This window comes from Pantoea sp. ABR1s, assembly GCF_057812235.1.
The window spans coordinates 1,409,484-1,434,752 of the sequence record NZ_CM173823.1; the positions used below are offsets into that span (position 1 = coordinate 1,409,484).

Annotated in this window: 15 protein-coding genes; 8 read left to right on the forward strand and 7 right to left on the reverse strand. The window is 57.1% G+C overall.

Features of this window, described 5'->3' with window-relative positions; all coding sequences use genetic code 11:
• Nucleotides 1-42: 42 nt before the first annotated feature.
• From mdtC to ACXKZD_RS06515, 3 genes are read right to left on the reverse strand one after another with little or no spacing between them, the layout of a single operon-like run.
• The gene (mdtC, locus tag ACXKZD_RS06505; RefSeq protein ID WP_480251315.1) at nt 43-3,117 is read right to left on the reverse strand and encodes a multidrug efflux RND transporter permease subunit MdtC; all 3,075 of its coding nucleotides are present in this window, start codon (nt 3,115-3,117) and stop codon (nt 43-45) included.
• The gene (locus ACXKZD_RS06510) at nt 3,114-6,236 is read right to left on the reverse strand and encodes an MdtB/MuxB family multidrug efflux RND transporter permease subunit (RefSeq protein WP_033772219.1); all 3,123 of its coding nucleotides are present in this window, start codon (nt 6,234-6,236) and stop codon (nt 3,114-3,116) included. Before ACXKZD_RS06510 ends, mdtC begins: the two co-directional genes overlap by 4 nt.
• Nucleotides 6,236-7,474 (reverse strand): MdtA/MuxA family multidrug efflux RND transporter periplasmic adaptor subunit, encoded by a 1,239-nt coding sequence (locus tag ACXKZD_RS06515; protein ID WP_488981952.1) that lies wholly within the window; start codon nt 7,472-7,474, stop codon nt 6,236-6,238. The genes ACXKZD_RS06510 and ACXKZD_RS06515 overlap by 1 nt, the downstream gene beginning before the upstream one ends.
• Nucleotides 7,475-7,714: 240 nt before the next feature.
• Here ACXKZD_RS06515 and ACXKZD_RS06520 point away from each other — a divergent pair, with 240 nt between their 5' ends.
• Together ACXKZD_RS06520 and ACXKZD_RS06525 are read left to right on the forward strand one after the other, a co-directional pair.
• Nucleotides 7,715-8,674 carry an aldo/keto reductase gene (locus tag ACXKZD_RS06520; protein WP_010670985.1) on the forward strand — a complete coding sequence of 320 codons (960 nt, stop codon included), beginning with the start codon at nt 7,715-7,717 and terminating at the stop codon, nt 8,672-8,674.
• Nucleotides 8,675-8,883: 209 nt separating this feature from the next.
• Nucleotides 8,884-10,227, forward strand: coding sequence for a carbohydrate porin (locus ACXKZD_RS06525; RefSeq protein WP_033772209.1), 1,344 nt, complete (start codon nt 8,884-8,886; stop codon nt 10,225-10,227).
• A 371-nt stretch (nt 10,228-10,598) separates the two neighbouring features.
• On the opposite strand, the gene yegD is transcribed toward ACXKZD_RS06525, so the two are convergent.
• The 3 genes from yegD to ACXKZD_RS06540 form a co-directional block, all read right to left on the reverse strand.
• Nucleotides 10,599-11,951 (reverse strand): molecular chaperone, encoded by a 1,353-nt coding sequence (gene yegD / locus ACXKZD_RS06530; RefSeq protein ID WP_010248167.1) that lies wholly within the window; start codon nt 11,949-11,951, stop codon nt 10,599-10,601.
• Between the two features lie 75 nt (nt 11,952-12,026).
• Nucleotides 12,027-15,362, reverse strand: coding sequence for a diguanylate cyclase (locus tag ACXKZD_RS06535; protein ID WP_407162970.1), 3,336 nt, complete (start codon nt 15,360-15,362; stop codon nt 12,027-12,029).
• A 163-nt stretch (nt 15,363-15,525) separates the two neighbouring features.
• Complete coding sequence (locus ACXKZD_RS06540; RefSeq protein WP_010248160.1) at nt 15,526-16,140, reverse strand: phosphatase PAP2 family protein; 615 nt, start codon at nt 16,138-16,140, stop codon at nt 15,526-15,528.
• Nucleotides 16,141-16,423: 283 nt separating this feature from the next.
• Here ACXKZD_RS06540 and udk point away from each other — a divergent pair, with 283 nt between their 5' ends.
• The 3 genes from udk (at nt 16,424) to asmA (ending at nt 19,564) form a co-directional block, all read left to right on the forward strand.
• A complete protein-coding gene (gene udk / locus ACXKZD_RS06545; RefSeq protein WP_010670982.1) occupies nt 16,424-17,065 on the forward strand; it encodes a uridine kinase in 642 nt (213 codons plus the stop codon).
• 81 nt (nt 17,066-17,146) lie between these two features.
• A complete protein-coding gene (gene dcd, locus ACXKZD_RS06550; RefSeq protein ID WP_004571280.1) occupies nt 17,147-17,728 on the forward strand; it encodes a dCTP deaminase in 582 nt (193 codons plus the stop codon).
• Nucleotides 17,729-17,740: 12 nt separating this feature from the next.
• On the forward strand, nt 17,741-19,564 hold the full coding sequence (gene asmA, locus ACXKZD_RS06555; protein ID WP_427052858.1) for an outer membrane assembly protein AsmA: 1,824 nt from the start codon (nt 17,741-17,743) through the stop codon (nt 19,562-19,564).
• A 30-nt stretch (nt 19,565-19,594) separates the two neighbouring features.
• Here the strand turns inward: asmA and ACXKZD_RS06560 are convergent, their stop codons facing one another.
• A complete protein-coding gene (locus ACXKZD_RS06560; protein ID WP_488981953.1) occupies nt 19,595-21,166 on the reverse strand; it encodes a TerC family protein in 1,572 nt (523 codons plus the stop codon).
• A 795-nt stretch (nt 21,167-21,961) separates the two neighbouring features.
• Between ACXKZD_RS06560 and wbaP the strand changes: the two genes are divergently transcribed.
• The 3 genes from wbaP to ACXKZD_RS06575 all read left to right on the forward strand — a co-directional run bounded on the left by wbaP (nt 21,962) and on the right by ACXKZD_RS06575 (nt 25,266).
• A complete protein-coding gene (gene wbaP, locus ACXKZD_RS06565; protein WP_010248148.1) occupies nt 21,962-23,395 on the forward strand; it encodes an undecaprenyl-phosphate galactose phosphotransferase WbaP in 1,434 nt (477 codons plus the stop codon).
• A 287-nt stretch (nt 23,396-23,682) separates the two neighbouring features.
• The gene (locus tag ACXKZD_RS06570) at nt 23,683-24,822 is read left to right on the forward strand and encodes a polysaccharide export protein (RefSeq protein WP_010248145.1); all 1,140 of its coding nucleotides are present in this window, start codon (nt 23,683-23,685) and stop codon (nt 24,820-24,822) included.
• 9 nt (nt 24,823-24,831) lie between these two features.
• Nucleotides 24,832-25,266, forward strand: a complete 435-nt coding sequence (locus ACXKZD_RS06575) for an arsenate reductase/protein-tyrosine-phosphatase family protein (RefSeq protein ID WP_033758406.1) — start codon at nt 24,832-24,834, stop codon at nt 25,264-25,266.
• Nucleotides 25,267-25,269 lie beyond the last annotated feature (3 nt).

Genomic DNA, 25,269 nt, shown 5'->3' on the forward strand with positions numbered 1-25,269 from the left:
CGATAAAGGCGTCACGTCCGATGCCTGCTGCCGCCATATCTGTTACGGCTGCTGCGCGGCAGCCAGCGGGCGTTTTTTACGGCGCAACTTATCCATCATTAAATAGACCACCGGCGTGGTGTAGAGCGTCAGTAACTGGCTCATCACCAGTCCGCCTGCAATGGTAATCCCCAGCGGCTGACGCAGCTCTGCGCCGTCGCCGCTGGTCAGCACCAGCGGCAGCGCGCCAAACAGCGCCGCCAGCGTCGTCATCATAATCGGCCGGAAGCGCAACAGGCACGCCTGGAAAATCGCCTCCCGCGCGCTGAGCTGGCCGTTGCGCTCTGCCTCCAGCGCAAAATCGACCATCATGATGGCGTTCTTTTTCACGATTCCGATCAGCAGCAGAATACCGATCAGCGCAATCAGGCTGAAGGGCGTATCGAACAGCTCCAGCGCCAGCAGCGCACCGACACCCGCCGAGGGCAGGGTAGAGAGGATAGTCAGCGGATGGACATAGCTCTCATAGAGGATCCCCAGCACGATATAGACTGCCGCAATCGCCGCCAGCATCAGCCAGAGCTGATTACTTTGCGACTGCTGAAACACCTGCGCCGTACCGGCAAAGCTGCCGCGCACGCTGGAGGGCACGCCAATCGCGGTCATGGTGCGTTCAATCGCCTCCGACGCCTGCGACAGCGACACACCTTCCGGCAGGTTAAATGAGATGGTCGAGGCGGCAGACAGCCCTTCATGGTTGACCGAGAGCGGCGCATTCGCGGGCTGCCAGTGGGCGAACCACGACAACGGAATCGCTTTACCTTCGCTGTTTATCACAAACATCTGCGACAGGGCGCTGATATCCTGGGTGTAGCGCGGATCGACCTCCATCACCACTTTGTACTGGTTAAGCGGCTGATAGATGGTGGAGATCTGACGCTGACCAAAGGCGTTATTCAGCAGGGCATTGGCCTGAGAGACATCAATGCCAAGCCGCGCCATGCTTTCCCGGTCATAGGTCAGCGCCATCTCGCTGCCTTTATCCTGCTGATCGGAGTTCACATCCGCCAGCTGCGGCAGGGCAGAGAACGCCTGACGGATTTTTGGCTCCCACTCACGCAGGGCTTTAAGGTCGTCCGACAGCAGGGAATATTGATAACCGGCATTCGATTCCCGACCGCCGACGCGCAGATCCTGCACCGCATTCAGATAGAGACTCGCCCCGGGTTCTTTCGCCAGCTTATTGCGCAGGCGGGCGATAATCTCCACTGCGCTCTCTTTCCGCTCCGACAGCGGCTTCAGCGAGATAAACATGGAGCCACTGTTGGTACGCATCCCGCCGGTGAAGCCCACCACGCTCTCTACCGCCGGATCGGCCCCGACAATCTCCATAAAATCCTGCAGCTTACTGCGCATCGCCTGAAACGAAATGCTCTGGTCGGCAGAGATGAAACCGGAAAGTCGTCCGGTATCCTGCTCCGGCATAAAGGTTTTTGGAATATGAACAAACAGCCAGCCGGTCAGGACGATGGTGGCGAAAAACAGCACCATCACCCAGCGCGCATGGTTCAGTACCACGCTAAGCGAGCGGCCATAGCCCTGCTGGATCGCCATCAGCAGGCGGCCCGCGCCGCGCTGACGCGGCTGGCTGCGCGGCGCGTGCGGCTTCAGCAGATAGGCGCACATCACCGGCGTCAGGGTAACCGAGATAAACAGCGAGATGACGATAGCCACCGACAGCGTAATGGCAAATTCTGAGAAGAAGCGGCCAATCAGTCCGCCGATCATCAGCAGCGGCAGGAACACGGCAATCAGTGACAGGCTCATCGACAACACGGTAAAACCGACTTCCCGCACCCCTTTCAGCGCGGCGGCCAGCGGCTTCATGCCCGCTTCCACGTGCCGGGCAATGTTCTCCAGCACTACAATCGCATCATCCACCACAAAGCCGGTGGCGATGGTCAGCGCCATCAGCGACAGATTGTTGAGGCTGAAGCCGCACAGGTACATTGCGGCGAAGGTGCCGATCAGTGAAACCGGCACCGCGACGGCGGGGATCAGCGTGGCGCGGCCTGAACGCAGGAAAACAAACACTACCAGAATCACCAGCGCCACGGCGATCACCAGCGACTGCTCCACCTCATGCAGCGAGGCGCGAATGGTGGGTGAGCGATCCTGAGCGATCTGCAGATCGATGGCGGCCGGGATCACCTCATGCAGCAGCGGCATTTCGGCGCGGATGCGGTCCACCGTATCGATGACGTTGGCTTCAGGCGTTTTGCGGATCAGCAGCAGCACCGCCGGTTTACCGCGCGACATCCCGGCGTTGCGTACGTCCTGCACTGAATCTTCGACTGTCGCCACATCCGACAGCCTGACCGCCGCGCCGTTGTTGTAATGCACTATCAGCGGCTGATACTCACTGGCGGTCTGCAGCGCGTCATTGGTACGCAACTGCCAGCGCTGCTGCGAATCATCCAGTGCGCCCTGCGGCCGTCGCTGATTGGCGTTGGAAATGGCGGTGCGCACTGCATCCAGCGAGACGCCCTGATTAAACAGCGCCTGTGGATTCAGGGCCACGCGGACCGCAGGCAGCGAGCTGCCGCCCACGGTGACGTCGCCCACGCCCTCAATCTGTGACAGTTTCTGCGCCAGCTGGGTCGAGGCGTAATCGTAGAGCTGACCCGGATTATAGGTATCCGAAGTCAGCGTCATGATCATAATCGGCGCATCTGAAGGGTTCACTTTGCGATAGGTCGGGCGCGACGGCATCCCGGTAGGCAGCAGGCTTTGCGCCGCGTTAATCGCGGCCTGAACATCGCGCGCGGCTCCGTTGATGTCGCGATCAAAATCAAACACCAGAATGATGCGGGTGCTGCCCAGCGAACTGGTTGAGGTCATTTCACTGACGCCCGCGATGCGTCCCAGCGAGCGCTCCAGCGGCGTGGCCACCGACGACGCCATGATCTCCGGTGCGGCACCCGGCAGCGAAGCCGAGATAACAATCACCGGAAAATCAACCTGCGGCAGCGGCGCCACCGGCAGCAGCCGGAAACCCAGCATCCCCGCCAGTGCGATGGCCAGCGTCAGCAGGGTAGTGGCGACGGGCCGGTTGATGAACAGGGCAAAGAACTTCACTCTGCGGCCTCCGTGCGGGCAAAGCGGCGGCGGGTGGCGTGCGCAAGTCGATCAAACAGCAGGTAGATCACCGGGGTGGTAAACAGGGTCAGCACCTGGCTCAGAATCAGCCCGCCGACCATGGCAATCCCCAGCGGATGACGCAGTTCGGCACCGACGCCGGTGCTGAGCATCAGCGGCAGCGCGCCGAGCAGGGCGGCCAGCGTGGTCATCAGAATCGGGCGGAAGCGAAGCAGGCAGGCCTGATAAATGGCATCAACAGGCTTCATACCCTGTTCACGCTCGGCCGCCAGCGCAAAGTCGATCATCATGATGGCGTTCTTTTTCACGATGCCGATCAGCAGGATGATGCCGATTATCGCTACGATATCCAGCTCATTGCCGCTGAGCATCAGCGCCAGCAGCGCGCCGACACCCGCCGTGGGCAGCGTTGAGAGAATCGTGATGGGGTGAATAAAGCTTTCATAAAGCACGCCCAGCACGATGTACATCGCCACAATGGCCGCCACAATCAGCCAGACGGTGCTGCTCAGCGCCGCCTCAAACGCCAGCGTGCTGCCCTGGAACTGCGTCATCAGCTCTGCGGGCATGCCAAGCTCGGCTTCAGCCTGCGACACCGCTTTCACCGCATCTTCCAGCGAATAGCCGTCAGCCACGTTGAAGGAGAAGGTCGCCGACGGGAACTGGTCGAGATGATTAATGCTGAGCGGCGTGTTGCGCTGTTCAATGCGGGCAATGGCGCTCAGCGGTACGCTGCCGCCGTCGCTGCTGTTAAGGCGAATCGCATTCAGGCTCTCCATGCCTGGAGTGGCACTATTGTCCTGCTCCAGCACCACCCGATACTGGTTCGCCTGGGTATAAATGGTGGAGATGAGCCGCTGACCAAAGGCGTTGTACAGCGCGTTATCGACATCCGCCATGCTGATGCCGAGGCGGCTGGCGCTGTCGCGGTCCACTTTGACATAGGCTTCCAGTCCCTGATCCTGCCAGTCACTGCTGACATCGCGCAGCTGTGGCAGGGTGCTGAGCCGGGTCAGCAGCGCCGGAACCCAGGTGCTGAGTGAAGACAGTGAACCCGATTGCAGCGTGAACTGATAGGGAGTGCGGCTCGCCTGGGTATCGATGGTGAGATCCTGCACCGCCTGCAGCCACAGCTGCACGCCCGGTACCTCACTGACCTGCTGTTGCAGGCGCTGCTGAATGGCAGGAATGCGGTCGTCGCGTTGATCCAGCGGTTTGAGGTTGATCTGCAGACGCGCGCTGTTCAGCGAGGCATTGGTGCCATCCACGCCGACAAACGAAGTCATGCTCTCCACTGCCGGATCTTTCATGATGATGGAGGCGACGTCGCGGGTGCGCTGCGCCATGCTGGCATAGGAGACTGACTGCGGTGCCTGCAGCGTGCCCTGAATAATGCTGTTGTCCTGCTGCGGGAAAAAGCCTTTCGGGATGATCATCCACAGCAACAGCGTCAGCACCAGGGTGCCAAGCGCCACCGACAGCGTGAGCCAGGGATGATTAAGTACCCGTTTCAGGCCGCGGCCATAGGCGGCCACGATACGATCAAACATCGCTTCGCTGGCCCGCGAAAAGCGGTTCTGTTTGCGCAGCGACTCCGCGCTCAGCATCCTGGCGCACATCATCGGCGTCAGGGTCAGTGAGACCACCGCTGAAATCAGAATCGCCACCGCCAGCGTCACGGCAAATTCGCGGAACAGACGGCCGATCACGTCGCCCATAAACAGCAGCGGGATCAGGACCGCAATCAGCGAGAAGGTGAGGGAGATAATGGTAAAGCCGATCTCGCCGGCACCTTTCAGCGCGGCGGTGAGCGGCTTTTCCCCTTTCTCGATATAGCGTGAGATGTTCTCAATCACCACGATGGCATCATCGACCACAAAGCCGGTTGCGATGGTCAGCGCCATCAGTGTCAGGTTGTTAATTGAAAAGCCGAGGAAGTACATCGCCGCAAAGGTGCCGATCAGCGACAGAGGCACCGCAACCGCCGGGATCAGCGTGGCGGGCACGTTGCGCAGAAACAGATAGATGATCATCACCACCAGCGCCATCGCCAGCATCAGCTCATACTGCGTGTCGTTGACCGAAGCACGAATATTGGTGGTGCGGTCGGTGAGCAGTTTAACCTCCACCGACTTCGGCAGGGCTGCGGTCAGGGCGGGCAACATGGCACGGATATTATCTGCTGTGGCGATGATATTGGCACCAGGCTGACGCTGAACGTTGAGCACAATCGCCGCATCGCGGTTGGCCCAGGCGCCGAGCCAGCTGTTTTCTGCTCCCTGTTCTATGGTCGCCACGTCGCCAAGGCGCACCGGTGCGCCGTTTTTGTAGCTGATAATCAGCTGGCGATAATCCTCCGCTGATTTCATCTGATCATTGGCTGACAGGGTAACTGAGCGGGTCGGACCATCCAGGCTGCCTTTGGCCGAATTTACGTTGGCATTGCTGATGGCGGTCCGCACCGTTTCGCTGGTCAGACCCAGCGCAGCCAGCGCCTGCGCATTCATTTTCACCCGCACCGCCGGACGCTGACCGCCCGATAGCGTCACCAGTCCGACGCCGCTGACCTGAGAGATTTTCTGCGCCACCCGCGTTTCCACCATGTCCTGCACCTGCGTCAGCGGCATGCTGCGCGTGGTGACGGCAAGCGTCATGATCGGTGGATCGGCAGGATTCACCTTGCTGTAGACCGGCGGATTAGGCAGGTCGTTGGGCAGCAGGTTAGTGGCGGAGTTAATGGCAGCCTGCACCTCCTGCTCTGCCACATCCAGCGGCAGCGTCAGCTGGAACTGCAGCGTCACCACCGAGGCACCGCCGGAGCTTTGCGACGCCATCTGTTTCAGGCCAGACATCTGACCAAACTGGCGCTCAAGCGGCGCGGTGATGGAGGAGGTGACCACATCCGGGCTGGCACCCGGATAGAGCGTGACGACCTGGATAGTCGGATAGTCGACTTCCGGCAGCGCCGAGACCGGCAGGAAGCGGTAGCCCAGCACCCCGGCCAGCAGGATCGCAATCATCAACAGCGTGGTGGCGACCGGCCGCAGGATAAACTGGCGTGACGGTCCGCCACTGTGATCGGGAGGCATGACCTGCATTACTCACGCTCTCCTTTTGACGGCAGGGTGGCGCGGGTAGCGCGCGGTGCGTTGCTCTGCGGCGCGACCACCTCGACTTTTGCGCCTTCCGTGAGGCGATCCAGCCCATCGGTCACGACGCGTTCACCCGCCTCCAGACCGGCGCTGACCACCACTTTCTCGCTATCCTGCAAGCCGGCAATCACGCTTTTCTTGCTGACCTTGTTGTCACTGTTAACCACCCAGACAAAGTTGCCTTCGTTGCCCATCTGCAGCGCGGCAGGTGGGATAACAATCGCATCCTGCAGGGTGTTGACCTTCAGCCGCACATTCAAGAACTGATTAGGAAACAGCGTGTCGTCCTGATTATCAAAACGCGCTTTGATTTTGATGGTGCCGGTGGTGACATCAATCTGGTTATCGAGGCTCAGCAGTTTGCCGCTGGCGATCAGATTCTGATTACTGCGATCCCAGGCCTCCACCAGCAGCGACTCACCGCTCTTCTGCGCCTTGAGTATGGAACTGATGCTGTTCTCAGCCAGGGTAAAGACCACATCAATCGGGTGCGTCTGGGTGATCACCACGATACCGGTGGTGTCGCCGCTGGTGACGTAGTTGCCGACGTCCACCTGTTTCAGCCCGACCCGGCCGGCAATCGGCGCAGTGATCCGGCTGTAGGTAAGATTGAGCTGCGCACTGGCGACGCTTCCTTCATCCGCTTTCAGCGTGCCGAGCGTTTCACTGACCAGTGAGCGCTGGGTATCCAGCTCCTGTTGCGACACCAGCGAGTTTTTTGCCAGCTTCTCGAAGCGCGCCAGGTCACGACGGGCGTTGGCCAGCGTCGCCTGATCTTTCGCCAACTGGCCCTGCGCCTGCGTTAACGCCACCTGATAAGGCCGTGGGTCGACTTCTGCCAGTAGCTCGCCCGCTTTTACCTGCTGCCCTTCGGTGAAGTGGATTGCCAGCAGATCGCCATTGACCCGGCTGCGCACCGTGGCCGTGTTAGCCGCGGTCACCGTACCCAGTCCACTCAGATAGTGCGGCACGCTCTGGCTGGTGGCCGTAGCGGCCTGAACCGGCGCGAGGGGACGACGGGCGCCGTCACCGCCGCCTTTGCCGCCACGTGGCGCAGGTGCGTCACTCTGACTGCTGCTCTGCGGCTGGGCATGGCGCTGCCAGGCATAATAGCCGCCAGCGGCTACGGCGATCAGGGCCAGCACGATAAGGGTTTTCTTCATAACAGGATGTCGGGTGCTCATGATTGTTGGTGCTCTCCAGCAGTGACGTAGTCCCAGGCGCAGGCATCAAATGGGTAGCCTGCAAACGACAGAGTGTAGCCGCCTCTGACGGGCAGAAGTTGAAGGAAATAAGGATATCTGTCAGGGCGGGGTAATTATGCCTGTTCTTTCATTAATCGCATCACAATCGTCATAAAGCCGTGAAATCACTTTGCTATGCTGAAAGACAGACGGTTTTTTCAGGCAAATAAGGAGCAGGAAATGAGTCAGAATCAAACCCGGCAGTTGGGTGACAGTGGTATCGCGGTGCCGTTGCTGACGTTTGGCGGCAACGTGTTTGGCTGGACAGTGGATCAAACCACCTCCTTTTCTCTGCTGGATGCGCTGGTGGATCGAGGCCTGTGGTTTATCGATACCGCCGACGTCTATTCCCGCTGGGCACCGGGCAATAAAGGCGGTGAATCGGAAACCATTATGGGTGAATGGCTGAAAAAAAGCGGCAAACGCGACCAGATCGTGCTGGCAACCAAGGTCGGCATGGAATTGTCGCCGGAGAAAACCGGGCTGAAACCGCAATATATCCGTCAGGCAGTTGAAGATTCACTGCGCCGGTTGCAGACCGACTATATCGATCTCTACCAGGCGCACCGCGACGATCAGGATACGCCGCTGGCAGAAACCCTGAGCGCCTTTGACAGCCTGATCAGAGAGGGCAAAGTGCGGGCGATTGGTGCTTCCAATTACAGCGCGGCACGGCTGCAGGAGGCGTTGCAGGTCAGTGAAACGCAGGGGCTGGCGCGCTATGAAACCCTGCAACCTGAATACAACCTTTATGACCGCCAGCCCTATGAATCGGAGCTGGAGCCGGTGGTGATGGCGCAGGGGCTGGGCGTTATTAACTACTATTCACTCGCCAGCGGCTTTCTCAGTGGCAAATACCGCGAGGCGGCGGATGCCGGTAAAAGCGCGCGCGGTCAGGGTGTCGTAGATAAATACCTTAACCCGCGCGGTTTGCGGATCCTGGACGCACTGGACGCTATCAGCGAAGCGCATCAGGTGACGCCGACGCAGGTGGCGCTGGCCTGGCTGATCGCCCGTCCCGGCATCACCGCACCGATTGTCAGTGCCACCTCGCTGAAACAGCTCGACGATCTGACTGGCGCGATGCAGCTGACGCTGACCCCGGCGCAGATTGAACAACTGAATCAGGCAAGCCAGTAAACACAAGGGGCGATAGCGCCCCTTTTTACGCTACACCTGTCAAAAAATTGGCACCCCGCCCAGAGAATAACCAATCAGCGATCCCGATCACAAATGCGTTAATAAACGGATGTTACGGGTAATTATGCGCACGTATTTACAAAAAACAGAGGTTATCCAGCACTATCCTCTGCGCGTCATTTTCCGTAACTTACATAAGAATAAGCAAGATGAAAAACAGAAAAGCAGAGCAGCGTTTCCCGCTGCGCCGTGTGGCAACCGGCACCCTGATCCTGGCCATGTTTTCCGCGCAGGCGTTTGCCGCTGACGCCCTGAGCCCGGACTCCGAATGGATGTTTGGTGACTGGGGCGGGTACCGAACGCAGCTGCAGGACGACGGCATTAAGTTTGACGTTAACTACACCATGGAAAGCGCCGCGAATTTAGGCGGCGGGGCAGATACCAATACCACCATGCGCTACAGCGATCAGTGGTCGTTTGGCACCAATTTCGATCTGCAGAAGTTGCTGGACTGGCAGGATGCCGAGTTCCAGATGACCGTGACCAGTCGTAACGGACAGAATCTTTCTGAACAGGTCGCGGATCAACGCACCGGTATGCTCTCCTCGGTGCAGGAGGTTTACGGTCGCGGCCAGACCTGGCGTCTGACCCAGTTCTGGTTGCGCAAAGGATTGTTTAACGATGTGGTCGATGTGAAAGCCGGGCGGGTGACGGTAGGGGAAGACTTCGATAACTTCGATGGCAATCTGTTCCAGAACCTGGCTCTGGGCAGCGGGCAGGCGGGTAACTGGCGCGGCGATCGCTGGTTTAACTGGCCGGTCTCGCAGTGGGGCGGCCGGGTGAAATTCAATATCACGCCGGACGTTTTCTTCCAGGTCGGTTTCTATAATCAGAACAGCGCTAACTACGATCGCGGTGATGGTTTCCGTCTGGATACCAGCAATTCAGAAGGGAATCTGGTGCCGGTCGAACTGGGCTGGAAACCAACCTTCGGGCCGGAGAAATTACCGGGTAACTACCGCATCGGCTATTACTATTCCTCAGTGGATGGCGATGTTTATGGCAGCTGGCGCAACGGCGGCTATCAGGATCAGGCCCATTCCTATGGCGGCTATCTGCTGTTACAGCAACAGCTGACCGCGCAGGATGGCGATGTGAATCGCGGTCTGGGCGTGCGGGTGCAGGCGGTGATGAACGATCACAAGACCTCAAAGACCGACAACTACCAGTCTATTGCGTTTACCTGGACAGGCCCGTTTGATGCCCGTCCTCAGGATGAGATCGGCGTGGGCGCGTCACGGATTCATGTGAACAGCGACTATACCCGCTCACTGCGTCAGCAGAATCAGGCTAATGGCGAGAGCCGCTTTGACAGCCCGACCTATCTGCCGATTCAGGAAGGTTCAGAGTACAACTATGAGGTTTACTACAACGCCAAAGTAACTAACTGGATGTCACTGCGACCTAACCTGCAGTATGTGGTTGCACCAGGCGCAGTCAGTGAAGTGAAAGATGCGTTTATCGGCGGTATCAGCGCCAATATTGCATTCTGATTTTCCGGGCGAGCGAGCCGCAGTACGGGCCTGAGCACCTCTGCTGCTGCCGGGCCGTCCTCGCGCCGCTCACGCGGTACCTTCGGCTTTGACGTCGTGCCGACGAACCGTTCGGGGATCGGCCCTCCCTGGCCGGCCCCGAACTGTCCACGCTTCCCGGCGTGGACTTCTGGCCCGGCGTCACGCCTCAGCGCTGCGGATAGCCCTTTCAGCAGCAGAGGCGCTCAGGCCTCCACTCTCGTGCCCTTTCTGACAACATGCACTCAAGCTTCAGAGCAGGCCGGGGCCCGGCACCAGACTGCGTTATCACCTGTCGCTTAACTGACTGGCATTACACCCTCAGGTGCCGTCTTTGTTATTGCAGTGCAAGCCTAGCGGAACATCACTTCCGCCCAGCGGGCCAGCCCTGCGGTGACGGAGGCGAAATCATCGCCGCCCGCAATCGGTGTATCCGGCAGCGTCTGCTGCAGCGCCGCGCGCAGCAACGGCGAACGCGCACTGCCGCCGGTCAGGTAAATCACATCAGGCTTAATCTGGCTGGTGGCTAATGCCAGCTGCACCTGTTCCAGAATTTTCTCCAGCGGCTGACTGATGGCGTCCTGCAGCTGATCCACGCCAATCTCTGTCTCTAATGCGGCGGCAATAAAGTCCAGGGAAGCGGTATGCGCCGGGCTGGCTGACAGCGCAATCTTGCTCTCTTCCGCTGCGCGTACCAGGCGATAACTGAGCTTCTGCTGCCACACTTTCAGCAGGCGAGCCACTACGTCACCCTGTTCCGCATCACGCACTAAATCCCGCAGCCACTTTCCGCAGGCGGGACTGTAAAAGTCACTTTGTGCCGGCACATCATTGATGGCGATCGCATTCCACCACGGCAGCGCAGGCAGGGCGGTGCCTTTCTGGGTGTTACCGCCCAGACCGAGTAGCGGCATCAGGGTCTTAAACGTCAGCATGATGTCCAGGTCGTTACCGCCGACACGGCAACCGCTGTGGCCCAGCAGGCTTTCACGGCGGTCAGCTTTATCACGCCACTTCGGCCCCATCAGCAACATTGAGCAGTCGGTAGTACCACCGCCAATATCCACCACCAGTACCCGCGTCTCCTGCTGTAGCGTGGCTTCGAAATCGAGTCCGGCCGCCACCGGTTCGAACTGAAACTCCACGTCGCGGAAACCGGCGCGGTGAGCGGCGCGCAGCAGAATACCTTCAGCCTGCTGGTTAGACTCTTCACTGCCTAAACCCTGGAAGTTGACTGGTCGGCCGATTACCGCCTGATCGATAGCCTGATCAAGCTGGCTTTCACCCTGCTTGCGGATATGCAGCATCATGGCGCAGACCAGATCTTCAAACAGGGCAATCTGCTGTGGCTTCAGGCCAGTAGCACCGAGGAACGATTTGGGGGATTTAACGAACCAGACATCTTCGGGATCGACCATATAGTGCTGCAGCGCGGTGAGGCCAAACTGCACGCTATTGGGCTGGACGTCGATATCTTCTTCGCGGTTATATCGCAGCGCGCGCTGCAGCAGCGCCGTGGTTTCGCTGTCAGGTGTCGCGACCTGATGATGACGATAGAGCCATTCGCTGATCGACTCGCGGGTCGGCGCACAGATCATCGACGGCAGCAGGCGCTGATCATTTTCCAGCGTTAACAGACGTGGCGTGCCATTTTCGCTGACTGCAATAGAGCAGTTAGCCGTGCCGTAATCGAATCCTATGAACATTTTCGCCCCCATGCCGGAAAAAAGGGGGCGACTTTAGCGCAGCTTCAGCAGGGTGGCAAGCGGGCAGCGCCGGAATTAACGAATAGCGAAGATGTGATCTTCAGCCAGTGAACGCAACGGCTGGCGCTCCGCCACGGCACTGCCCCAGACGCCATTAACATCGAGGTTAGCCAGGGTGCTGAGCAGGGCCGGTACCGAAACCGGACCGGCCAGCACCGAGATATTGCGCTGTGTGGCCTGGCCCTGAATGATGGTCAGCAGCATCTCATCCATCAGATTATTGTGAACGTTGGCAACCAGTTCAGGTGCCAGCACCAGATAATCGACCACCTCGTCACTCAGCAGATTAAAAGCATCCAGATTACGGCCAAAATGCTGCAATACGATGCGGCAGCCGCACTGCCGCAGTTGCAGCAGCGCGGCATAGAGCTGATCACCCTGGCTCAGCACGCTGGCTGCAGGGAAAGCAAAACCACAGCCGCTGCTGGAGAGACCGGCGGCAACAAAGCGCTGGCAGAGTTGCTGCACAAAGGCGGCATCACTCAGCACCTGGGCATTGAGCGGCAGAATCACCGGAATGCCTTTGTTATTGAGCCGCTGCACGTCGTGGCGGAAAAAAGCCTCAAGAATATTATTATCCAGCCGGCGACGCAGCGTTTCATCAGGCAGGTTATTGCGCAGCAGTGTCTCATCCAGCAGCAATCCGTCAGCGGTTAACAGCTGCACCTCAAGCAGCCAGATAAAGGCTGCCTGCGGCGTTTTTGGCGGGGCAACGGCCCAGGCGGGCAGTTCGATCTGCAGCGCATCAATCATCGCCGCATCCATGCCCTGATGGTTGCCCGACAGCGGTAAGCGATGCTGTTCGTAGACCACCAGCCGTCCGCGCCCGCTGCGTTTGGCGTTGTAACAGGCGATGTCCGCCTGCGAAAGCACGTCGCTGCTCTGATAGTTTTCTGCTGAAATCTGCGTCACGCCCGCGCTGGCACCGACCTGATAGAGGCGTCCCAGCCACTGGAACCGGTAATTATTTACCGCGGCGACAATGCGCTGCACCACATCATGTGCCTGTGCGATATCGCAATCGGGCATCAGTAGTGCAAACTCATCACCGCCCAGTCGCGCAAGGAAATCGCTGCTGCGCAGAGGGTGCTGCATCAGATCGGAGAGTTCGCGCAGTAACGCATCGCCTGCAGCATGCCCGGCGCTGTCATTGACCGCTTTAAACTTATCAAGGTCGATAAACACCAGCACATGCTGATGCTGATGTTCAGCGGCATCAAACAGCAGACGCTTAAGCTGAAGTTCGAAGCTGGCGCGGTTAGGCAGACGGGTCAGGGTGTCATGCAGCGCGCTGTAGCTCAGGCGCTTCATCAGTTTGCGTGACTCACTCACATCCTGAATGACCATCACCGCCCCCTGTTCCAGACCCGCTTCCGAACGCAGCGGCGTGATGCTGTAGTGAATATCGATATGGCCGCCGTCCGGGGTATGCAGCACCAGATCTTCAGCGAGACCGGGGGTGACTTTTTCCGGCGGCAGCTGGCATAACAGCAAACTCTCTACCTCAGGGCCGTTTCGTCCCTGCGTGATATGCAGCAGCTCACTCAGCGGCTGACCGGCGGCCTGCTCCTGCGACCAGCCACTCATTTTCTCCGCCACCGGGTTCATAAAGGCAACGCGCATCTCTTTATCGGTGCTGATGACCGCTTCGCCGATCGAATCCAGGGTGATCGCCATGCGCTCTTTCTCCTGAAACAGCGCCTCGTTAAGATTGCGTAGCGGCGTGATGTCCTGACAGATGCCCAGCATACGCTCAATGCGGCCTTCTTTACTCAGCAGCCGGTTGGCCTGAGTGCGCACCCAGCGATGTCCCTGGTCATCGACCACGCGGTACTCCATGTGAAACGCGCTGCGAAGCTCAATCGCCTGTTGCACCGTCAGTGCGGCATACTCGCGATCGGCGGGATGCAGCAGATGGATCCAGAGGTCATAGCTGGGTGACTCATGCGGGGCAAGACCAAACAGCGCGTACATGCGCTTGTCCCATAACATCTCGCCGGTCAGCAGGTTCCACTCCCATACGCCAATGCCACCCGCTTCGTTGGCCAGCGTAATACGCTCCATCAGCCGGCGATTCACCTGCTCGCTCTGCTTCAGCTCAGAGATATCGATAATCTGCGCAATAAAGTAGAGCGGTTCCTGGTTACCATCGCGCACCAGCGATACCGTCAGCCGCGCCCAGACAATCTCGCCATCTTTGCGGAAATAGCGCTTCTCAAAGGTGTAGGTATCAATCTCACCCGCCAGCAGTCGGTTCGCATGTTGCAAATCGAGGCTGAGATCGTCGGGATGGGTGATCTGCTGAAAAGTCAGCCGCTTCAGCTCCTCAGCCGGGTAGCCCAGGATCTGGCACAGCGAGCGGTTGACCTGCAACCAGCTGCCGTGGGGCGCCACCAGCGCCATCCCGATGGCGGAGTACTCCATGGCGTGACGGAAGCGGGTTTCACTGTCAGTGATATGGAGCTTTTCGCGCCGGAACGCATCCATCACCAGCGACATAATGTGACTGGGGATTAGCACCAGCAGGAACGGCAGCCAGCTGGAGACCGGGCCCAGCGCGCTGTTGTTGTTCACCACGCTGACCAGATCAAAGGCGAGCAGTATCGAGATAAAACTGGCGTTCAGGAAGAACAGCACGAACGCCTGCAGCTTGGGCAGGCGGACCGCGCACCAGAAGAGGATCACCACGATAAAGGTAAAGGGCCACGGCAAAAAGCGCAGCGCCAGATAACTGGCCCCGAGGGTGAGAAGAAGCGTCAGCAGAGCTTCGGCCAGGCGCAGATTGCTGAACCCCGTGCGACGCAGCGGCCACGGCAGCAGTAACAGCATCGGGCCTAACACCAGCATGCCGATGATTTCGGAGATCACCCAGGTATAAAAGAAGGGAAACGAGGCGTGGCCGCTGACCTGCAGCGTCCAGAGTGCCAGCAGGCCGCCGAGCACCGGCGTCACGATGCCCACCGACAGTACCATCCGTGCCCAGTCATGCAGTGAATCCAGCGGCGCGCGCCGATCCAGCAGGGCGCGCAGCAGCATGCCACCCACACCGGCCTGGATAAGATTGAGCAGGGCGAATTTAATGTTCGAGAGGGCAGGCCCGATGATGATGGCGTTAGCCCCGGCGGTGCCAAGCACGCAGGCTGTCAGCAGCAGCGGGAGCTGGCGTGACGGGCAGCGGAAAACCACGACGGTCATTAACGTAGTCGGAAACCAGAGCGGGGAGATTTTGCCGCTGACGACGATCAGTTCCAGACAGAAGAGTGTCAGGACAAACACCACGCAGCCAAGGAGCAGCGCCGAGAGCCAGCGGTTTGGCGTGCTATTTTGCGGGGACAGGATCTCTATCGTCATGCGGACTTCCGGCAGGGTGCAGCGCTCCACAATGGCGTATCAGGCACCAGTCATTCTCTCACTGCATGCTAGCACATCCGGCAAAGAAAAAAGGGGTGAAATCAATATTGCCCGTTATTCGGCGAATTGACGGGCACGCTAAGATTGATTGCCAGCACGTTGATTACTGGCGGAAAAGATCGGCGCGGGTATAGGGTTTCTCCATGCCCGCAAGGCTGGCGGCGAAACGCTCCAGGAACTGCTGCGTGGTGGCGACACGACCGTGACTCATCAATACAAACGGCACTAACAGCGCAGCACCGACCTGCGGCCAGCTGAAGCCTTTGAGCGAGGTGCGACGCTGGGAGATCAGAAACGCCGTGCTCAGCGTGAAGCCCAGCAGCAGCCCGGTGACCACCTCACTTTTTGAGTGTGCGTGGATGACCAGGCGGGAGAAACCGACCATCAGGGGAATCAGATAACCAACCCCAATCGCCGCAATGCGCCACATCGCGGACCAGCGCCCGGAAATCAGCCATAGCATGACCGGCCACAGCGTGGCGGACATGGCGCTGTGGCCGCTGAAACCGGTAAAATTAAAGCGGGCGCTGCCGATGCCAAAACCCAGAAACAGAATTTTAGAGATGCTGACGGTCAGGCCAGCCAGGCCAAATGCCACAATCCAGTAAAAGACCGTATGACGATTATCACTCTTCCACGGCAAAATCAGCGCAATAATCACCGCTGTTGGAATCAACAGCATGCTGTCGCCAAAATAGGTCAAAGTCTTCCAGTGCATACCACTCCTGATGCATCTTCGGTCGTCACGTTAGCGACACGCGTTGTCTGAACAGCGTGCCGCGCAGGCCATTTTTTTTATAGTATGGTGTGCCGTTAGTTTATCGGTGAAATGAGTGGCGTCCAAAGGAGAAAGTCTGAAAAGTCGCCGACGCCATTTCTCTGGCATCAAAAGGCCGAAATCCCTATACTTAGCGCGAACACACCCTCTCCATTTCGGCCCGTCCGCTGCCCGCGTAATGTGTGACCAGTGGCAGGCTCCAGTTATCAGGTCTTAAAAAAGTATGACTGACAAGTCTCATCAGTGCGTGATTGTAGGCATTGCCGGCGCTTCCGCATCCGGTAAAAGTTTAATTGCCAGCACGCTCTATCGTGAAATCCGTGATCAGGTAGGTGGCGAGCACATCGGGGTCATCCCGGAAGATGCTTATTACAAAGATCAAAGTCACCTCACCATGGAAGAGAGGGTTAAAACCAATTATGACCATCCGAGCGCGATGGATCATGATTTGCTGTTGCAGCATCTGCAGGCGGTCAAAGCCGGTCAGGATATTGAGCTGCCGGTTTACAGCTACGTTGAGCACACCCGCACCCAGCAAACGCATCATCTGAGCGCAAAAAAGGTCATCATCCTTGAAGGCATTCTGCTGTTAACCGATGCCCGTCTGCGCCAGGAACTCAACTTCTCTATCTTCGTGGACACGCCGCTCGACATCTGTCTGATGCGCCGAATGAAACGTGACGTCAATGAGCGTGGCCGCTCAATGGATTCGGTAATGAGTCAGTATCAGAAGACCGTGCGTCCGATGTTCCTGCAGTTTATCGAGCCATCAAAACAGTACGCCGATATCATTGTGCCGCGCGGCGGAAAAAACCGTATCGCCATCGATATCCTCAAGGCGAAAATCAACCAGTTTTTTGAATAACGCACGTCCGTCCGGACGTGGTGCAGACCGGCGGCAGGCACGCATGCCGGTTTGCTACACTTATGCCATGGAGTTACCGCAATGAGATTATGCGATCGCGATATTGAAGCCTGGCTGGACAATGGCAAACTGGCCATTGAGCCACGCCCGCCGGTCGAGCGCATTAACGGGGCGACCGTCGATGTGCGTCTGGGTAATCAGTTCCGCACCTTCAGCGGTCATACCGCGGCCTTTATCGATCTGAGCGGCCCGAAACAGGAAGTGAGCGCGGCACTGGATCGGGTCATGAGCGATGAGATCGTGTTGCCTGATGGCGAAGCTTTTTTCCTCCATCCGGGAGAGCTGGCGCTGGCGGTGACGCTGGAGTCCGTGACGCTGCCTGACGATCTGGTCGGCTGGCTGGATGGCCGTTCATCGCTGGCGCGACTTGGGTTAATGGTACACGTTACGGCTCACCGCATCGATCCTGGCTGGCAGGGCCGTATCGTGCTGGAGTTCTACAATTCAGGTAAACTGCCGCTGGCTCTGCGTCCCGGCATGTTGATCGGCGCGCTGAGTTTTGAACCGCTTTCAGGCCCGGCTGCGCGTCCCTACAACCGGCGTGAAGATGCGAAATATCGCGGTCAGCAGGGCGCTGATGCCAGCCGTATCGACAAAGACTGATCTGAGGATGTAATGAAAAGAGTGATAACCACGCTGGCCATCCTGTTAGTGGTGGTCGTAACGGGAATGAGCGCGCTGGTGCTGCTGGTCAATCCCAACGACTTTCGTGCCTATATGGTGCAGCAGGTCGAACAACGCAGTGGTTATCGCCTTGAGGTCAGCAGCGATCTGCGCTGGCACGTCTGGCCTCAGCTCAGCATTCTGGCCGGCCGGATGAGTCTTACCGCGCCGGGCGCCAGCCAGCCAATGGTCTCGGCGGAAAACATGCGGCTGGATGTTGATCTCTGGCCACTGTTATCCCATCAGCTCAGCGTCAGCCAGGTGATGCTGAAAAATGCGATAGTGCGGGTGACGCCAGATAGCCGCGCGCAGCGTGCCAGAAATGCGCCCCAGGGTCCGCGTGATGCGGAGCCGGCTTCGCCTTCCAGCGGCTGGTCATTCGATATCGCTAAACTGCGGGTAGCAGACAGTCTGTTGATCTGGCAGCAGCCAGGCGGCGACGAATATAATTTCCGCGACCTCAACATTAATATGGAACAGGACGCGAACAAGCTGGCCACCCTGTCGCTGAGCACCACGCTGATGCGCAACCAGCGCAACGCCACACTGAATCTCAAAGGCCAGCTGGATGCCGCGCAATATCCCCATCGCCTCAGCGGCCAGTTGCAGCAGCTTGATTACACCTTGTCCGGCGCCGACATTCCGGCCCAGGGGATCAAAGGCTCGCTGAGCCTGCAGGGCGAGTGGGATGGTGACCGCCAGCAGCTCTCCTTCAGTAATCTGCAGCTCACCGCCAATGACAGCACCCTGACCGGGCAGGGCAGTGGCCATATTGCGCCACCGCAGCAGCTGGCGCTGGATCTGAAAGCCAGCAACCTTAACGTCGATAATTTACTCACCAGTGCGCCCGTCTCTGACGCACCTGGCGTGCAGCACGCCACCGTGGCCCGTTCGCCGGTAATAGCTGCGCCGCGGGAACGCAGCAACGCCGACTCTCCGCTGAATGATCTGGATCTGGCGCTGAAGTTACAGGCTGACAATGCGGTATGGCGCGGACTCTCTCTGACCAGTCTTTCGGTGAACGCCAGCAATCAGCAGGGAGTGATGACGCTGAAGACGCTCAGCGGCAAGCTGGGCAATGGCAGCTTCTCCATTCCCGGCAGTATCGATATCCGTCAGCCAGAGACGCGGGTCAGCCTTAAACCCCAACTCCGTTTAATTGCGATTCAGCCGCTGCTTAAAGCGTTTGAACTGCCGGAAAGCGTGCAGGGGAACCTGAGTCTGGATGGCGACCTGTCTGGCGATACGCTGACGGTCGAAGCAGCCAAACGTCGCTGGCAGGGCAGGGCGACCATCAGCGCCAGCAACCTGAAGCTGGCACAGCTGAATCTGCAGCAGATGGTGCAGCGTGCCGTGGCGCGGGTCAGCGATAAGGTCAGCAGCGATCAGGCGGTGGATGAGGGGATTGAGTCGATTAGCGCACAGGTGGCGCTGAATAAGGGCGTACTCAGCTTCAGCGATATCAATGGCAACGGACAGAATCTGGGCCTGCAGGGTGCGGGCAAAGTTGACATGGTGCAGCAACAGCTGGATATGACCCTGGGGCTGAAAATCAGCGGCTGGCGTGGCGATGATGCGCTGGTGAAGGCGCTCTCCAGTCAGCCGGTTCCGCTGCGCATGTATGGTAGCTGGGACAGCCTGCAATACTCTCTGCCGGTGGATGACGTTCTGCGTAACCGGCTGCAGAGTGAGGCGAAATCACGGCTGAATCAGTGGATCGATCGCCAGAAAGATGGCGAGAACAAAGAGAACCTGAAGAAAATCATGCGCCCGTAGCGGGCGCATTTCCTTCTGCCTGCTAATCGCTCAGACCTCGTAACTGATATCGTGCTGCAGCAGGATCTCGACTTTCTGCACCCGATGATTTTCGACCTGCAGCGTTCGCAGCAGATAGTCACCCAGTTGCAACACTTCGCCTTCCTGAGGGATGTGTTGCAGCTTATCCATCAGTAATCCCGCCAGCGTATGATAGTCACCCTGCTCATCGAGCGGCAATTTCACATAGAGCGCCAGATCTTCCAGCGGCATATGACCGTTAGCAATCCAGTGACCTTCATCCTGAATCTGAATATCGTAGCGAGCATCGATTTCACCCGCCTCATTCGGCAGATTGCCGGCGATGGTCTCCATTACATCGCTCAGCGTCACCACGCCTTCCACCGAACCAAACTCATCAACCACAAAGGCGAAGTGAGTATGGGCCTGACGAAACTGTTCCAGCGCCTGCAGCACCGTCAGCCGTTCAGGAAAGACCAGCGGCTGTCGAATCAGGGCGCGTAAATCGAGGGAATTGTGGTGCAGTGACTGGTGCAGCAGATCGATAACATGAACCACGCCCAGCGGTTCGCTGGAGTGATCTGTGATCAGTATTCGCGTGTGCTGATTGCGGTCGAGGCGCGACATAATCTCTGCCGGATCATCACTGAGATCGATATGTTCGACGTCGTGGCGCGAGGTCATGATGCTGTTAATGTGGCGCTGACCCATGCCCAGTACGCGGGCAATCATCACCCGTTCCTGCCGGTTAAACAGCATGCTGTCATCGCTGTCAGCAATCAGTGACGAAGTTTTCGCATCCAGCTCGGCCGGTTCTGCCGCGCCGCGCAGCAGGCGTAACACCGCTTCCGCCGTGCGCTGGCGTAGCGGACGACCGGCCGACAGCACCCGACGACGATTAAAGTGCGCCAGCTGGTTCAGTGCCTCAATCACCACCGAGAAGCCGATTGCCGCATAGAGGTAGCCTTTGGGAATCACAAAACCAAAGCCTTCCGCCACCAGGCTGAAGCCGATCATCAGCAGAAAGCTTAAGCAGAGGATCACAATCGTCGGATGGTTGTTCACGAAGCGGGTTAACGGCTTGCTGGCGAGCAGCATCAGCAGAATGGCGATGGTGACCGCAATCATCATGACCGGTAAGTCATTAACTATGCCGACGGCAGTAATCACCGCATCCAGCGAGAAGATGGCATCCAGCACCACGATTTGCGCCACCACCGGCCAGAATTTAGCGCCGCCTTTTTGTTGACCGGACGCCTCATCATCCCCTTCAAGACGCTCATTCAACTCTGTGGTGGCTTTAAATAGCAGGAAAATCCCGCCTGTCAGCAACAGTAAATCGCGCGCACTGAAGGGGTGGCCCATAAGCGTAATCCAGGGTTCTTTCAGCGTAACCAGCCAGGAAAGCGATGCCAGCAGCAATAATCGGCACAATAACGCCAGCAGCAGTCCAATCACGCGCGCGCGGTCGCGAAGCGGCCCTGGAAGCTTCTCCACCAGGATGGCGATGAAGATCAGATTGTCGATGCCTAAAACCAGTTCCAGAACGATTAGCGTTACTAATCCCGCCCATAGCGAGGGATCTGCAATTACCTCCAGCATGCGTTGTTCACCTGAATGTCTTAAATTGAGTTTTCTCTGATGATAGTGGAGTGCGAAGCCACGTACAAATGGCAGGGCAGGGGGCATGTTCTCAGATAACCGCGCTATATCGTGCAAAATATGAACATAATAGTGTGACGCTTTGATTAACTTCACAGGGCGCAGTAGAGATAATTCTTAGTCATTGGCTGACAGGAAAGAGATATTCACCTGTCGGGCTTATGCGATTTATCTCATCGGGAGTATGGCATTAATCCGAATTGTGAAGAAAGGATTGCACTGCCCGTCAGGCCTCAATACTAATTGCTGGTAGTCTTTTTCCTAAAATAGTCCAGGGATGGCGGGACCTGCTTGTAAACAAGCCAGTAATAACTAGTATAGCAACAAGTTAGCAAACTCTGCCCCAGAGTCGTAATCTGCGTACCTATTCGACATTAATCGCAATGTCACGAATGAGTAATTCGCCTGTGAACGTCTGTATGATGCGTTGCGGTAACGCTAACACATTACGGGGAGCATTATGAATGATGACAGCGATATTGGCAGCGACAGCCAAGGGCGGTAGCGTGCCCGAATCGCGTTTTTGTTGATAAAGTGAGCAGCGCTGGCGGTGGTTAAGTCAGAGTAATCTGTTGGTATTCATCACGATATTATTGGTTTCATGGTTAAGATCATTGGCGTAAACGCCGCAGGAGCTCCCCTTAGAAACGGCTCACTCTGGAGAGGTTTCGTCGCTTAATGATTAAACAGGCGATAGCCGTTGCGGGTTTAAGGAAATAAAATAAAGAGTTAAATATGCGCGATACAGAATTTACGTTTAAAAGTCTTATTACCAAATTAATGCTGGCATGTTCAGACTTAATTTGTTTCAACGCAGCGTTCTTTTTGGCGATGATGCTAATTAATTTGCAGTCAGATTCGCCGCTGGCAGATATTTCTGAAAAAGAAATGAATTTAAAAATTGCCACACACATTTGTCTGTCGGTAATTTGTATTGGCTGGTTCTGGGTAAGGCTGCGTCACTACACTTACCGCAAACCTTTCTGGTTCGAATTAAAAGAAGTTTTTCGTACCATTCTTATATTTTCTGTTATCGACCTGTCGATTACCGCCCTGTCGCAGTGGCAGATGTCGCGTTTCGTCTGGTTACTGACCTGGATCCTGGCGCTGATTTTAATTCCGACCTGCCGCGCGCTTTCTAAACGTCTGCTGAATAAAAATGGCTTGTGGAAAAAACAGACCATTATTATCGGCAGCAGCAAAAATGCGCACGAAGCCTGGCAGGCACTGCAAAGCGAAGAGGTCATGGGTTTTGACGTTATCGCCTTCTATGACGTTGATGGAACCTGTCCGCAGGAGATCATGAACGGCGTGCCGGTGCTGCGCGACGAGCAAGAACTCTGGAGCCTCACCAACAGCGAAACGCAGTTTATCGTTGCCGTTGAGTATGAGCAGAGTCAGTACCGTGATGTCTGGCTTAAATCGCTGGCGATGCACAACTGCCGTTCAGTGTCAGTGATCCCAACCCTGCGTGGTGTACCGCTCTACGGTACCGACATGGCCTATATCTTCAGCCATGAAGTGATGATCCTGCGGGTTCAGAACAACCTGGCTAAACGCACGTCGCGCTTCCTGAAGCGGGCATTCGATATCGTGGGTGCGCTCTCGATTATCCTGATGCTGATGCCAGCGCTGCTGGTACTGGGCTTCCTGGTGGGTCGTGACGGTGGACCACCGATTTATGGTCACGAGCGTGTGGGAATGAATGGCCGTAAATTCAAATGCCTGAAATTCCGCTCGATGGTCATTAATTCAAAAGAAGTGCTGGAAGAGGTGCTGCGCACTGATCCGATTGCCCGTGCGGAATGGGATAAAGATTTCAAACTCAAAAATGATCCACGTATTACTAAAGTGGGCCACTTCATCCGTAAAACAAGCCTCGATGAGCTCCCTCAGCTCTGGAACGTGGTGCGCGGTGATATGAGTCTGGTCGGACCGCGTCCGGTCATTGAAGATGAACTCTGTCGTTATGCCGGTGATGTTGATTATTACCTGATGGCAAAGCCAGGCATGACGGGATTGTGGCAGGTCAGCGGTCGTAATGATGTTGACTATGAAACCCGCGTCTATTTCGACTCGTGGTACGTGAAAAACTGGTCACTGTGGAACGACATCGCGATTCTGTTTAAGACAGTGGGCGTGGTGTTGAAACGCGATGGTGCCTATTAATCGTGAGTCGGAATGAGCGCGTTAATGCGCGCTCAGAGGTGTTTTGCCGTTGTCAGGCGTGTCGTTGATAGTGGCCATCATCAGGGATATCGCTGTGCATCCATAGTCCGCTATGATGCGTGGCGTTCAGGGTACACCCTGGTAGATGGCCGCTACTTATAACAAGTGGAGCAAGGATAATGAACGACAGGTTCAGTGCTTAAGTCAGGTAGGATTTACTTTTTGTTGGACGCTTACACAGCGGCGGTTTCGCCTCTATCAATAAATAACTGATAGCGAAGATCTAAATGATTACAATCAAAATGAAATTGATACCCTTGCTGGTATCCGCCACATTCCTTAGCGGGTGTACGATCGAACCAGGTTCTCACCTTTCTACATCAGGAAAAGATGTTGTTGAACAGCAGGATAGCAACTTTGACATCGATAAATATGTCAACGTCTTCCCGTTAACGCCTTCACTGGTTGAAAGGATGCGTCCGAAGCCACTGGTGGCTCAGACGAATCCTGCCCTGCAGAACGAAATTCAGAACTACGAATACCGTATCGGTGTGGGCGATGTCCTGACCGTAACGGTCTGGGACCACCCGGAACTGACCACCCCAGCGGGTCAGTACCGTAGCGCCAGCGACACCGGTAACTGGGTGCATTCTGACGGTACCATTTTCTATCCCTACATCGGTCGTGTGCGTGTAGCGGGCCGTACCGTCGGCGAAGTGCGTGACGAAGTGTCACGTCGTCTGGCTCAGTACATTGAAAGCCCACAGGTTGATGTCAGCATCGCCTCGTTCAAATCACAGAAAACCTATGTGACGGGTTCAGTGACCACTTCTGGTCAGCAGCCCATCACCAACGTTCCGTTGACGGTGCTGGATGCGATCAACGCCGCTGGCGGCCTGGCCGCTGATGCTGACTGGCGCAACGTGGTGCTGACGCACAACGGTCGTGAACAGCGTATCTCTCTGCAGGCATTGATGCAGAATGGTGACCTGAGCCAGAACCACCTCCTCTATCCAGGCGATATTCTTTACGTTCCGCGTAACGATGATCTGAAAATCTTCGTGATGGGTGAAGTGAAGCAGCAGACCACCCTGAAAATGGACCGTAGCGGCATGACGCTGGCGGAAGCACTGGGCAATGCGGCCGGGATGGATCAAACCACCTCTGACGCCACCGGTGTATTCGTTATCCGTCCACTGCACGGCACCGATCGCAACAAGATTGCCAACATCTATCAGTTGAACACCAAAGATGCGGCATCCATGGTGATGGGAACCGATTTCCAGCTCCAGCCTTACGACATCGTTTATGTCACCTCTACGCCGCTGACGCGCTGGAACCGAGTGATTGGGCAGTTGATACCGACCATCGCAGGTATCAACGATGCAACACAGGCCGCATCGCGTATCCGTACCTGGGGTAATTAAGGTCCCATCATGATTAAGTCCGTGTTAGTCGTTTGCGTTGGCAACATCTGCCGCTCTCCTACCGGAGAGCGCCTGTTTAAACGTGCGCTGCCTGATTTCGACGTTCGCTCTGCCGGCCTGGGGGCGCTGGTCGGCCACCCGGCCGACAAGACGGCGTCTGAAGTCGCTGCTGCGCAGGGTCTGTCGCTGGAAGGACATGAGGCGCAACAGTTGACGGCAGAGATGTGCCGCAACGTTGACCTGATTCTGGTGATGGAAAAGCGACATATTGAACAGGTGAATCGCATCGACCCGGCCGCGCGTGGCAAAACCATGCTGCTTGGGCACTGGCTCAATCAGAAAGAAATTGCGGATCCGTACAGAAAAAGCCGTGAGGCCTTTGAAGAGATTTACGGATTACTGGAAAACGCTACCCAGAAGTGGGTGAACGTATTAAGCCGATAGTTG